7 protein-coding genes are annotated in these 14096 nt (G+C 54.6%); 6 read left to right on the top strand and 1 reads right to left on the bottom strand.

Annotated features, from left to right (window positions below; all coding sequences use genetic code 11):
* Positions 1–199: 199 nt before the first annotated feature.
* Complete coding sequence (locus FYC48_RS20125; RefSeq protein WP_149498586.1) at positions 200–4486, bottom strand: tetratricopeptide repeat protein; 4287 nt, start codon at positions 4484–4486, stop codon at positions 200–202.
* Between the two features lie 506 nt (positions 4487–4992).
* Between FYC48_RS20125 and FYC48_RS20120 the strand changes: the two genes are divergently transcribed.
* The 6 genes from FYC48_RS20120 (at position 4993) to FYC48_RS20095 (ending at position 14068) form a co-directional block, all read left to right on the top strand.
* A complete protein-coding gene (locus FYC48_RS20120) occupies positions 4993–5970 on the top strand; it encodes an exosortase/archaeosortase family protein (protein WP_149498585.1) in 978 nt (325 codons plus the stop codon).
* 53 nt (positions 5971–6023) lie between these two features.
* The gene (locus tag FYC48_RS20115) at positions 6024–8318 is read left to right on the top strand and encodes a polysaccharide biosynthesis tyrosine autokinase (RefSeq protein WP_149498584.1); all 2295 of its coding nucleotides are present in this window, start codon (positions 6024–6026) and stop codon (positions 8316–8318) included.
* 27 nt (positions 8319–8345) lie between these two features.
* A complete protein-coding gene (locus tag FYC48_RS20110) occupies positions 8346–8993 on the top strand; it encodes an exosortase C-terminal domain/associated protein EpsI (RefSeq protein ID WP_149498583.1) in 648 nt (215 codons plus the stop codon).
* Between the two features lie 193 nt (positions 8994–9186).
* The gene (locus tag FYC48_RS20105) at positions 9187–11022 is read left to right on the top strand and encodes a polysaccharide biosynthesis protein (RefSeq protein ID WP_160149651.1); all 1836 of its coding nucleotides are present in this window, start codon (positions 9187–9189) and stop codon (positions 11020–11022) included.
* 331 nt (positions 11023–11353) lie between these two features.
* The gene (locus tag FYC48_RS20100) at positions 11354–12583 is read left to right on the top strand and encodes a glycosyltransferase family 4 protein (RefSeq protein ID WP_160149650.1); all 1230 of its coding nucleotides are present in this window, start codon (positions 11354–11356) and stop codon (positions 12581–12583) included.
* Between the two features lie 87 nt (positions 12584–12670).
* A complete protein-coding gene (locus FYC48_RS20095) occupies positions 12671–14068 on the top strand; it encodes a flippase (RefSeq protein WP_149498580.1) in 1398 nt (465 codons plus the stop codon).
* Positions 14069–14096: the final 28 nt, after the last annotated feature.

Here is a 14096-nt window from a genome sequence, read left to right as displayed (position 1 = left end):
GGCCGATGTTGCCAACGAAGAACTATAGGGAACTACGGTCAATGATGACCGCCGAGCAACGGCGCGGCAGAAGCCAAAGCCCAAACAATGCTCGTCGCAGATTGCGGCGGGGGTCCTGCTGCGCCTGGCGGCAGAGCTCGGGGCCGGACGAATACTTAAGCTCTGACGGAGAACTCACACATGAGTTCCGCTTTGAAACCTATGCTTCCTGCAAGGATTCGAACCAGCGACGTTCACGCTTTCCCAACCCTTGTTGATTTAGCCCGGCCTGAATGGCTGTCTCAAATGACTCGCGTGCTTCCGCTTCACGTCCAAGCTTGTGCAGCGCCGCCGCTCGGTGAAATAAGAACACGGCAGGTCCGGCATTCCCGGCTGGCAGCGCTTTAGAAAGCCACTGAAGTGCTTGTTCTGATTCACCCTGTGCGATCGCGATCGTCGCGCGGGTGTCAAGCAACGCAGGCACCGGCCCGGCACTGGCAATCGCCTTGTCGGCGAGTGACGCCGCCTCATCAACACGCCCCTCCTGATCGAGCAACTGAACGGCCAGGTTATTGAGCGCAACCGCGTTCTCGGGTTCTCGCTCTAGGATCCCCCGATATATTGCCTCGGCCGCTTCGAAGTCCCCCGCAGCTTTCTTAGCCGATGCCTTGATCCCCAGTAGCGCAAACGACTCACCATACTCGTTAATAAGTGAATCCACTCGAGAATCGATCGTCGCAAGCTGGCCATCGGAGAGCTTCCCAGAGACCACGAATGCGTCGATTGTGGGGACAGCGAGGCTTAACTCCTCGGTTTTCAACGGAGCATCGCCAAGCAACCGAATCGCCTGGTCTATTTGATTTCTTCGCAGCAGTGAACGCACCAAGTAGTAGCGAAGCGAATCGTTCTGTTCGGCGACAAGGCGTAGTTGCTGATCTTCAAATTCTTCGAAATCGGGGACCGGATTTTCAGCCGTCGCTTGATCGCCCAACTTCGCCAACTGACTGGCCAATCTTGCCGCCTCGATCCGACGTCCCGTGACGCGGTTGGGATCATCCTCGGCGATAATCCATTGTTTTAGGTTGCCGATCGCTTCGGCGTGGCGCCCTCGGCGAGCGTTCAATCGTGCTCGCAACGTCAAGTAAGCCCCCGTTCCGTCATCGATTTCTTCGAATCGATCAATCCAAAGCTCTGCCTCGGAGAGTTCATTACGAGAGAGCATCCATGAGACGTAGGTACCGATAAAGAGACGTCGCTGTGCGTCAAGATTTGTTTTCGAGATAGCAAGACGAATTTGTTCGGATGCTCGACTCCAATCCTCGGTCGCAAACGATGAGATCGCATACTGGTAGTGATCGTCAGCTCGACTCGACGGTGACTGAGCAACCTGCTTCCAACTCTTGACGGCCTGCCGCGTCTCACCATTAACTTGATACAGCAACGCTTGAAGCCGCAGATCTTCGAAGCTATCGGGGTCATCATTCAAATTCTTTGAAATCAGCGTGATCGCCGCTTCGCGTGAAGAGAGATTGCCGGCCGCGATGGCCAAGGTTGCCCTCGTCCGTCGCTCCCACTTTTTGGCGGGTTCGCTAACGTCACCGCGATCTGCAAATTCTGCTAAACGCTGTGACGCCAGTTCGTACTTACGGTTAGACATGAAGTAATCAATCGCCAATTGGTATTGCGACTCCGTGACGTCTTGCGTCTGGTCGATCGCATTTCCAAACCACTCAATCGCTCGCTCCGTCTTGCCTAGCGCGTCAAGTGATTGGGCGATCAAGAACGGATCGGAATCACCGATCGCTTGACGGAACGCCTTGAAGGCAGCCTCGGTTTCGGAGGCGTCGGCATAGCGGTTGAGAAACGCTAGTTGTCCGATCCAAGCTAAACCATTTTTCGGATCGAGCTTAAGCGCTTGGCGATACGCTTGCCGGACCTCCGTTTGCAGCGTCTCGGAATCCTCCGGATTTGCATCGGAAAGTAAACTTTCGGTTAGCCGCGCGAGCCACAAGTGATCCTTCGCATCGGTCGAATCGGCGGCCGTCCGTCGCGCCATTTCGAGGGCGGCTTGGTGATCCTTTTCGCCGATCGAAAGCAGCGATGCGGTCCGCCCTAATCCTTCAAACTTTGTGATTTGATCGGCGTCGATTAACTGCAACAGTTCACTCGCTCGGTCATAATCCTTTGCCTCGTAGGAAAGGGCTACGGCGGTGCGAATCGCACTCGGCGTTCGAACTCCTTGATCGATCGCCGTCGTCACAGCGTGCAAGGCTTTTTCGTTCTGTTTTTGGCTTAAGGCGACGTCTGCCTCCAAGAGATAAGGCAGAGGCCAATCGGATCGCTTCGTTTTCGCTTGCTCAAGATGAGACTCAATCTGTTGCAGTTCTGATTCACTCGGTTCACGGTTTTCGTTTTTGACAACCAGCCAGGTGGCCTGGGCGATTGACAAGTGCCACGTCGCCGATTCACCTTCGATCGATTTTAGTTGCTCGGTCGCTTGCATTAACCAGGGAATGTCTCGTGATGAAACGGCGAGACTACATGCGATGTTGCGGAGCGATACGTCTTTGGGAAAACGTTGGCACGCGGTCTCGACGACAGACCGAGCGAGATCCCATTGCTCGAATCGACCGGCCAAGGCACTCAGTCCGCCTAGCAACGATCGCTGGCTTGCCGATTCCATCGACGAGGACTGATCGACGACCCGCCGGAAGGTTGCATTGGCTCCTTGAGGATCCTGAGCAATCGCTTTCGTGCATTTCAGCAAATCGATCGTCGGTTTTCCTGGAAATTCGTTTTCGGCTTGAGCGATGATCGAAGCGGCACGATCCCAATTCTTCATTTTGATCGCGAGGTTGGCTTCGCTAATGAAGACGACCAATTTTTGCTCGGGCGCGTCGGCTTCCGAGCGTACTTCTTGAAGCAGGTCAGCTGCCGCCGCGGTATCTCCCTGCTGACTGAGTACCGACGCTTTCAGCGACGCGATCTGCGCATCACCTGGTAATCGCCTGGCCGCGGCTTCGAGTACCGCCTCCGCCTTGGCCCAGTTCCTGCGGTTGCGATTTTGCACGAGTGTTTGCCGCACCGTCGCTTGGGCATAGGCCAACCAGGCTGCGGCAGGAACACCGGGCAGCGACACGGCTTTTTCGAGGGCTTGATAGGAAGCCTCCGTCTCATCGAGCAAGCTCAGTGTTTCGACCAGTGCAAGCTGTGGGTCAACCCAGTTCGGATCTGTCGAAATCGCCTGCCTAAAAGCATCTTCTGCCGATCGATAGTCGCCCGTTTGGCGAAACGCCATCCCTTGCACGTAATGCAACTGCTTCAACAACAACGGTCGATCAACCGATTTAAGGATTGCCTCCTTCGACTTCGCGATCGCCGATTTAAAATCCTCCTTTTGCAGCCCCAGACGTGCCGCCAGGTATCCTTTTTCGGCTTCTGCGCCTTCAAACGTCTGGAGTTGCTTGATCACAACATCGGCCTTGTCCAGCTGCTGACTGTCGAGTTGTAAGTTTGCCAAGGCGATCAGCATCTCCCGCTTCCCGGGGCCCTCGACATCCTTTATTCCCTGCTCCAAGCTCGACGCGGCGCCTTCTGCACCGGACTTGATCGCGTAGACTTTGGCGAACTGCAAATGAGCCTCGGCCGCACTCGGATGCTGTTCAACGGCATTGCGAAGCAGCGTCAACGCGGAATCCAAATCTCCTAATTTCGATTCACAACTGGCATGCAATAGAAGGTACGGCAGCTTATCGGGATCCAGTTCGGCAGCTCGCATCGCGTGCTGCCGCGCGATTGACGCCGCTTCACGCGCCCGCTCGCGCTCCCCGCTCGCCTCGGCGACGTCTGCTTCGCGGATGTGATAGCCGCTTTTCAAAAAATGGGCGCGTGCCGAAGAAGGATTCAGCTCGGTCAGCTCCTCCATCACGTTCTGGGATTCCGATTCCCTTCCGGGTTGGCGCCTGTAGGCAGCCGACAGCATCGGATACACGTCGATTCTGTCGGGTTCGATTTCTAATGCCGCGCGAAAGCGATCGGAGGCCGTTTCGTAGGCTCCTTCGCCTAACGCACAGCGACCGAGCCATTCCTGAAGCTCTGCGTCCTCGTCGCTCTCATCGAGTCGATCGATGTGATCTTTTACATCGGAATATCGCCCGGTTAGCAACAAAGCCTTCGCCACCATTCGGCGAGACTCTCGATCGTCTGGCTTAATGATCAGCAAGCGCTCGAGCTGCTCCGCTGCCGAACTCGGTTCACCGATTTTTAGATACAGTTCACCGAGTTCACGGAGACCTTCCGTCGAATCTGGATCGAGTCGCAGATGCGACTGATAGCTGCGCAAGGCTTCTGCGTACTCTTCCTCTGCGGCCGCATCACGGGCCTCGTTGAGAAATAAGCCGGCGGTCCGGCCGGCCTGCATGCGGTGCAAACTAAAGACGGAGATCACCGCGATGGCCACCAACACGGAGAGTGCGATGACAAGTTTCGAGTTGACGGTTCGTTTCATGAAAGGCTTATGAATCCGAGCGGGAAAATGTCTTCACCGAGGTCGAGAGTGCAAGTAGAACTATCGCCGAGATTCAGTCATTCGGGCAACCCCCAATTGCAACTCGACTGCAATCACACTTCAATATCACCACAGCGACTAGGTTCGTTGGAGATCGCCTAAGCGTAACCGTCACATGGGATGGTCGAGAGCAGATCCGATGAAGTCTGTGCGAAGAATTACTTTCGCTTTGCACCCTTTCGCCAAGTGATATCGAGAGTACCATACTGATAGTGATTCTCATTAACAACCCAATCCAGGGATCGTTGACTCAGATTGTCACCGACGGTGGCGAAGCCGCAGCCGCACGAAACGAAGCCGCAGCCGCACGAAACACTGCTTTATCGCTCCCCCCCTTCCCCCGCGCCGTAGCCAACCACCCACCTGAACCTTCTCCCTAACGCGATCGCCATCAAACCTGATCATTCGGCCATTCAGATTCAAATCGAGCCATTTCAGACAGAGCCATGACAAACACACCGTCATCGGTTGCGACGACGCAGCCCTCCGGCAAGCCAACGATGGGCGACCGGTCATCCGACCAATCGCCCCCGTCAGCAACTTCGAATCCGCTTGCGGCGCGATGGCTTATCGCCACCGCGATCATCTGCATCGCGGTGCTGCTGACCTATTGGTCCGTCCTCCTTCAGCTCGCCGGTCGTTGGTGGGGGAACCAGGACTACATTCATGGCTTCTTCGTCGTGCCGTTTGCGATTTATCTCGCCTGGTCCCGACGAGCCTTGTTTGCCAACCAAGAGCTTCGCGGCCAATTCTGGATCGGCCTCCCGCTGATCGTTCTGTCGGTCGTGATGCGTGGGTTTTCCGCGTACATGTCCGATCCGGTTCTCTCTCCCTTGTCACTTCCGATTTGCTTGGCAGGGATCGTACTAATCATCGGCGGAATCCCGATGCTGAAGTGGCTTTGGCCTTCATTGATCATCCTTCCGTTCATGATTCCGTTGCCCGACTTTATGGCCAGCTGGGGCAACCTCGCGCTGCAGCGGACGGCAACGATTGCCAGTACTTTCATCCTTCAGACGTTGGGCATCCCGGCCGCGTCGTTCGGCAATGTGATCGTACTAACCAATACCGAGCTGGGAGTCGAAGAAGCCTGTTCGGGACTTCGATCGACCGTGTTGTTCCTGGCTGTCAGTGTCTCAGCGGCGCTCATGCTCGATGACAAGCTCGAAGGTGCGCTCGCGGTCATGATGGCAATCCCTGCCGCCGTACTGGCGAACATCATCCGAATTGTTGCGACCGGAATCTTGTACCAATATGCAGACTCCAGTCTCGCCGAAGCGGTCTTCCACGACTTCTTTGGCTTCCTAATGCTTCCGCTCGCGGCCGGAATGGTCTGGGGCGTGATCACGCTCTTTCGCCAGCTACTTCCTGCCGAACACGATGAATACGTTCCCATCGGGACCATCAAGTCAACGACCGCTTGAATCACTCATCGAACGTCGCAGTTACATCATCTCAGTTTTGTTGAGAATGCAGAATGATCGCCCCTGTCACTGAAGAAAAGCAACTTTCGCTCCCACCGAGTTGGAATACGAGTGATGTTGTTCCCTCCGACAACGACGTCGCTCAACTTGATCCGAAGGACTTCCTGCACACACTTCGCCGAAAGGGTGTGCTCGCCGCGATGATCGGCTTTCCGATCGGCGTTGCGGTCGCGATCGCAGTTTTCACGTCACTGCCGGAGAAGTACGTCGCATCCGCAATCCTTCGCCTCTCGGCGACGGAAACCAACTTGGTATTCGATGGCGCCGAGCCGGTGGACTTTGAAATTTTTCAGGGAACTCAGCGGGAAATGGTTCAAACTCACATGGTGATGACGGCGGCCCTGCGCAACCAGGCGTTGTCGGACTCGAGTGTCCTTCATGAAGAGCGTCCGATCGAATGGATGCTCGATAACATTTCAGTAACGACCCCCAAAGACACAGAGATCATGAAGATCTCGACGGTCGCGCCGCTCGAAGCAAATCCCATTGCGATCGTCAACTCGACCGTCGAAGCCTACCTCAATGAAGTTGTCAATCGCGAGAAGTCGTTGCGTCTTTCAAAGTTGACCGGAATTGAAAAGGTACTCGACGAGAAACTCAAACAGTCGGTTCGCCAACGCAACGATCTCAAGAACTTGGTGGAGCAATTCGGGACCGGTGATTCAGCCACCCTGGCGATTAAGCAACAAATGCTGGTCCAAGAACTTGGTTACGTTCGCCGAGAACTCATCAAGCATCAGTCAGAAAAACTTGCAATGCAGGGACAACTCACCGCGCTGCGGGCCTCACTTTCGACCCTGCGGCGGGAGGGTCGAGGCGATGCCTTGGCCGAACCGGGTGATGAATTGGCAGACGGGCGGCGTCCCGGCGAGGACCTGCCTTCCGAGGAGACTGTGTCTCAGGAGCCGACCGAGTCCTGGTTGGAAGAATCGGAGATTGACCGCCTGATCGCACAGGACCGGATCTATAACGAGCTGGTCCGTGACAAAATGAGTTCTTTTCGCGCCCAGACCGAAGCGGAAGCAGCGTTTCGCTCGGACGCCAAATCCCCCTACCGCCAAGTCCAAGCGGAGATCGACAAAGCGCTGAACGAACGGCGCGAACAAATCATCGAGGAAGCTCTCGCGGTTGCGCCCATCCGCGAGCGAGCCCGGATGCATTTGGCGAAGAAAGAAACGGAGGAGCGGGTCGCTCAACTCGAAGCGCAGCTTCCAGTGACGACAGAATTACTGGCTCAACTGACACAAGAAGAGTCACGGCTAATGCAGGAGTTCCGAAAGGTTGGCAACAGTTCAATTGAGGTGGAAATGGAGCGTGCCGAACTCGCCCAACTCGATCGCGTTATCGAATCAATCGGGCGGCAATGCGAGGAACTTCGAGTCGAGCTTGAGTCCCGTCCACGGGTGGAAAAAATCCAATCCGCGGAGGAACTGCAGCCCGCCGGCTTTTTAAAACGCGTCGGGATGTCTGGGGCAAGTGGGATGTTAGCCTTCCTTGTTCCGTTCGGTCTGATTCTCGGCCTGGACTTCGCCCAGCGACGTGTCGGCTGTGCCGGAGGTCTTGACGGAAAGACCGGGATCCCGGTGGTTGGCACCCTACCGGTGATTCCCCGATCGGCACTGAAAAACATTGGCAATACCAAGAGCCGCAAAGGTCAACAATGGCAGAACCGACTGCACGAAGCGGCCAAGCGTGTCGGCGCAACCATGATCGGAACCTACGACAGCCGCGATGCCGATTGCTTGGTATTGCTAGTGACCAGCACGGTTCGGGGCGAAGGAAAATCGACTGTCGCCGCTCAGCTTGCCCGTGGCTTGGCCTCGAAATCTCGTTCCGTCATCCTTTGCGATTTTGACTTACGCCGGCCCCGACAACATCTAATGTTCGGTGCTGATAATCAGATTGGACTGTCGGAAATATTGCGTGAAGAAGTCGAGGTCGAAACGGCAATCCTTGAATCGACCATTCCCGGATTGAAAATTGTCTCCGCCGGACAGTGCAATTCGCAGACGATCGACTCGCTCGTCGAAGGGAACGCGGGGCCACTGCTTAGCGAACTTCGAAGCCATGCCGACGTGATCGTGATCGACGCAGGTCCGATCTTGACGTCTGCTGACGTGGGTTACCTCTGCCCTCATGTCGATCGAATTTTGTTTGCCGCACGCCGGGACGTCAGTCGGATTCCGTCAATGCACCGCGCCCTTGACGCAATTCCCGCATGGGAGCATCAGATCGCCGGGACCGTGTTGATCGATAAATGTGACGACCGTGCGGACGCGTCTTTTTAACTGCCACCTCGTGAGAACATTGGCGAAATGAACAGAAGGATTGTTTCGAAAAGCGTTTTCGTACTCGTCTTGTTGGTCGCCAGCAATTTTGCGGTTGCCTACATCCGCGAAGGATACGAAATGGGATCGGTGGTCCCCCCAAAAAAGGACCTCGCCGAAATGCCGTTGACGCTCGGTAGTTGGTCCGGGACGAACCTGCCGGCGGACCCCAGACTTCGCGAAATCCTTTGTGCGAAGTCTGGTGTTGATCGAGTTTATCGTAACGAGGAAGCGACCGATGTTTTGGTCCATGCCGTTTGGACCGACGACTATTTACGGCTTCACTTTCCCCAGCAGTGTTACCGCGAAAGTGGATGGGAGTTGATCGACACCAACGACATTCAAATCGAACGATCGCCGGAAAAATCATTTCCCGCGAAGATCCTGACTTTCAAGCAGGATGGCAGACAAATTCAAGTGCTCTACTGGTTTCAATTGGGCGAGCATGTGTTTTTAGATCGTGTTCAACACCGTCTTTTGAGACGTAAAGTCTGCTGGGGCAAAACGGAATGGCCACCGCTGATGAAATTCATGCTCGAGACGGAAGACACCGGGCTGGAACGCTCCGAATCATCATTGATCGAAGTCGCATCGTTACTCGATCAACAAATTCAAAACAGCGAATCGGATCAATAGCACCGACGGCTCTGACAACCCGGACACCTCCAATCGCAGACATCCATTGTTGCGATTGAGCCTCCGATGCGTTGCCGGGGTGAAGCATTTTTGGCGGCATCTCATGCGATCAACCGAATCAACGTCTTTGAAATCGAGATTTCGACGGTTCCTTCTGTCCAATCGAATATGGATTTTGGGCATCGTTCACTTGGTGCTATTTTCGGCAATCTATACGTTCGCGTTCGCTTTACGCTTCGACCTAAAAATCCCAGATACCTATCGGGTCAGATTCTTTGTAACACTTCCGGTCATCGTCGGAATCAAGATCATCATCTTTGGGATCGGTGGTCAGTTGCATGGATGGTGGCGGATGGTCAGCTTCCGTGACCTTATCGGCATCGCTCGGGCATGCTTGATTTGTTTCTTGGTTTTGCTGGCGGCAGACTACTTTAGCCACAACGTTCGCATTCCCCGCTCGGTCTTGATCTCTGACATGCTATTAAGCCTACTCGTGATCGGTGGGCTACGATCGAGTTGGAGAGTCTTTGACGAAGTGTTGCGACCGGTCTGGCGTCCCGATCAGTACCAAGCGACCGCACTCGTCGGTATCGACACCGAAACGATCTTTCTGGCCGGCCAAATCCAATCTCACGGACGCCTACCACTTCGAGTTGTGGGATTGATCTCGGTCAACCCCATCTCCAAAAAGCAAAAGAACCAAACTGCCGGCGGATTCCAGGTGCTCGGTGCGCTCGATCATCTTGAACAGATCGCAACTTATCACAACCTGTCAAAGGTTCTTGTCCACACAGAGTTGTTGCCTGGCAAGGTAATGCGAGAGTTGATGGATCAATGCAAGAAAACCGATATTGAATTGCAAATCGTCCCGAAGTTCGAACAGCGGATGGATGGCACGAAAACGATCCCGACTCGAAGCATCAATATCGAAGACTTGCTTCGGCGCGAACCGGCCGAACTTGACCTCGGCGACATCCGTGATTTGATCACCGGAAAGACTGTCCTCGTGACAGGGGCCGGAGGGAGTATCGGATCAGAAATTTGCCGACAGGTTCATCGCTTCAACCCAGAACGACTCGTGTTATTGGGGCGTGGAGAAAACCGCATCTTTCACATCGACAATGAGTTAAATCGACTGGGCAGACAAACGATCCAAGAAACCGTCATCGCCGACATTCGCGACCGCGAGCGAATTGACGAAGTGTTCGATCGCTATAAACCTGCCGTTGTTTTTCACGCCGCCGCTCACAAACACGTTCCCTTGATGGAAAAGAACGTCCGCGAAGCCGTCATCAACAACGTGCTGGGAACGAAGTCAGTCGTCGACGCAGCGGATAGACACGGTTGTTCTAAGTTTGTTTTGATTTCAAGCGATAAGTCGGTTCGCCCGTCAAGCGTCATGGGGGCAACCAAACGCGTCGCGGAAATGTATGTCTCGGCCATCAGTTGCCGATCAAAGACACAATTCATGAGCGTACGTTTCGGAAACGTCCTTGGTTCCGCGGGCAGCGTCGTCCCTTTGTTCAAGCAGCAAATCGAGCGTGGTGGCCCCATCACGGTCACCGATGAACGCATGACGCGATTCTTCATGACGATTCCCGAAGCGTCCCAGCTCGTAATCCAAGCAGCCTCGATGGGCACCGGCGGTGATCTGTTTGTTTTGGATATGGGGTCGCCCGTCAAAATCGTCGATCTTGCCCGCGACCTTATCCGACTTTCCGGTCTTCCCGAGAATGCAATTGACATCGTCTTTTCTGGTACCCGACCGGGCGAAAAACTCTATGAGGAGCTCGCCGATGATGAGGGAGATATTCACGCGACAAAACATCCCAAAATTCTGTCAGTCGAACGGTTGCCTTGTGACGAAACCGCCGTGGAAAACCTAATCGCATTCTTGACATCCCCTGAAGCAGATGTCGAAGAGATTCGTTCGCGACTGCTATCGCTCGGCAAAGGATCTACCGAGTACCTGCAAGGGGCAGCTTCTTCACTCGCCAGCCGAGCACAGATGGCGCAAGAGACGTCGTGAGCCGTGTACGCAATGCGTCGATTGGTACAAGAATCGAAGAGCCATTTAAAACCGTTTCCCACCGCGCTAGCGACGGATCTTTGTCGCCCAACCACTACGAAACAGTTTTCTGGGCCAACGCCGTCAGTTCGATGTACCGACCATTCATGACCAACTTCGATCAGCCGCAGTCTTTCGAGAGCTCCGTTTCATTAAAGCTAAACTTAAGATGACGATGGCTTCGACCAAATCACTGTCGAAGAGGCCTCTCCGTGTCATTTGGTTTACCAACGTCCCGCTGGACCCATTGAATCAAAGGTTTGGCAGACCGACCGTTGGAAGCGGGTTCTGGATGAGTTCGCTGGTCCGACCGCTCCTCGATTCGGGTGAAGTACAACTCGCAATCGTTACGTCACTTCCCGGATACCCCGACGTCGAGTTCGCAGACGACGAAGTGACCTACTTCAACATTGGTGCAAACCGTGTCTTGGAAACCTACGGAGCGTTTCGGAAAACGCGAATCAATCGGCTGCTCCACAAGGCAACTCAAATTGCCAAACGATGGGCGCCCGATTTAATTCACTTTCACGGTAGCGAGCGGATCTTCGGACTGGTGCGTTCTCGTGGGATGCTCAACGTGCCTTCGGTCCTTTCGATCCAAGGAATTGTCGAAGAGATACACCGTGTCTACGACCACGGAATACGGTCGTCGGATCGCCGGTTGGCGTGGACGGTATCGGATCTACTGCGTTACAGTACTCCGGCCACAATTCGTCAGAAATACGCGGCTCAGATTCCACTGGAACGCGAAATCTTGGCCGGTGTCGACGCCTTGATCGGACGAACGGCGTGGGATCATGCACACGCGTTATTTCGCAATCCGTCAGCGTCCTACTTTCATGTCGACGAAATGATCCGTCCGTCGTTTCGGCAAGCCTCAGCTTGGTCGCTCGATCAATCCAGTGCTTTAACGGTGATGAGCACCTCCGGCGCCTCGCCGATTAAAGGCCTACCTGTCCTTCTCGAAGCGATCTCAAACTTACGCCAAGTGGATATCCCGGTTCGATTAAAGCTTGCCGGAATCTCACCACAACCGGGAAGGAGCGGTCTTAACCGTCTCATCCATCGGCGCATCGCCGAACTAGGGCTCAATGATGCGGTAGACATTCTTGGCTGGCTTCCGGCAAAGGACCTCGTTTCTCATCTGCACACGTCACGATGTTTCGTCACCCCATCTTTGATGGAAAACAGCAGCAATGCGCTCTGCGAGGCCCAACTTGTAGGAGTCCCGTGCGTCGCCAGTGACACGGGCGGTCTGTCATCGATCGTCAGCCATGGACAAACAGGATTGCTGTGTAGCCCCGGTGATTCGACGATGCTTGCTGCACGGATGAATGACGTCCTTTCCAATTCCGACCTTGCCCAATCGCTCTCCTCGAATGGCCGAGCAGCGGCACTTCAGCGACATGCCCCCGAGCAAATCGTCCGTGACCTTCTTCGGTGCTACCGAAACGTCGCCGAGTCGTCATCAACACCAAGCAATCAAGTCAAGCAAACGTCAGCCCCTCTGCTGGCAACCTAGTGCTTCGTCAACCTTCGAAATTGGGATTAGCCGTATGGCGTTCGCCACGATTTCGGTGCGACAACCGGGGCTAACGCTTGTCGGCTGATGAGCCGAACCCGAACGAATCAATCTCATTTCTTTGTCCCAGTTCAGTTGTCCTCTTTAAGTCGTTTTCCGCTTCCGAAGTTTGTCATCAATCGTCTTTCAGCGAAGGACGAAAAGGCCCGCATTTTATCGAACGTTGGCTGGTTACTGAGCGACCGTTTGTTGGGCGCGGCGATTTCGTTTTTTGTCGGTGTCGTTGTCGCAAGGTATCTTGGCGTTGAAGATTTCGGATTACTCAACTACGCGATGGCGTTTGTCGCGTTGTTTCGTGTCGCGGCGACGCTCGGACTCGAAGAAGTGCTAGTCCGAGACTTAGTGCGACATCCCGATGACCGCTATGCGATCCTTGGATCAGCATGCTTCCTTCGATTCATTAGTGGTTGGTTGACAATTGGTGTGATCAATATGGCAATTCGTATCGTCCGACCGGACGACACGATCGCACAAAACCTCGTCGGCATCGCATCCCTGGTTCACGTTGCGAACGTATTCATCCTTTTACAACGCTGGAATACCTCTCAGGTACTCGCCAAGCACAACGTCATCGCGGTTCAGACCGCGACCGTGGCAGCGTCGCTGGCGAAGATCGTCGCAGTCTTCCTCGGTGCGACGATGGTCTGGTTTATTTGGGCCAACGTTGCGTTGGTTTGGGTCAATGCCGCGTTATTGGTTTACTTCTATCTCGCATCGGGACAGTCGATTCGCCAATGGACTCCCAGCGTCGATTGGATGGCGCGACTGATGCGGGATGCTTGGCCGCGAATTCCCTCCGGAGTAGCCTCCACCATCCAGACTCAAATTGGGGCGTTGGTCGTCGGAGATCTGCTCGGCGAACGTGAATTAGGAATCTACTCGGTCGCGTTACGCGTGTTCTTGCTCTTGACACTGCTGCCTAACGTGGTTTGCCAATCCTTGGTTCCGACTCTCGTAAAAGCAGCTCAGACCGGCCGAGATACATTTCTCGAATCACTTACGAATCTGTATCGGCTTACGATCATCGTTTACCTATCAGCCCTATTTGTGATCGCGTTCTTCGCGTCATTCGGCTTTGCGTTCATCTTTGGCCCGGACTACCGGGAATCCGGATCAGTATTGATGTGGATGTCGATTCCGCTGTTTGTCCTGTTCACCAGCAGCGTTCGAATGTGGTTCATCATCACAGAAAACCTGATGAAATATGCGATGTACTTGGCGTTCATTCAGGCCGCCGTAACGGTCATCGGCTACACGCTGCTGATTCAGTCATTTGGGCTTTACGGTGCTGTGGTCGGCCTGACCATCAGCGGGGTGATTGGCATCGTCGCGGACCTGTTTCATCCAATCGCTCGCGACAGCACCCATTCGCTGGTCGCTGCCATCACGAGTTTTTGGAAAATTCAAAATCCGTTAGGCCGCTAGCCCATCCATCGTTTCAGCGAATTTCCCA

Origin of the sequence: Roseiconus lacunae, from assembly GCF_008312935.1 — a bacterium.
Lineage (GTDB): Bacteria > Planctomycetota > Planctomycetia > Pirellulales > Pirellulaceae > Stieleria > Stieleria lacunae.
This window is presented reverse-complemented; position numbering and strand designations above follow the sequence as displayed.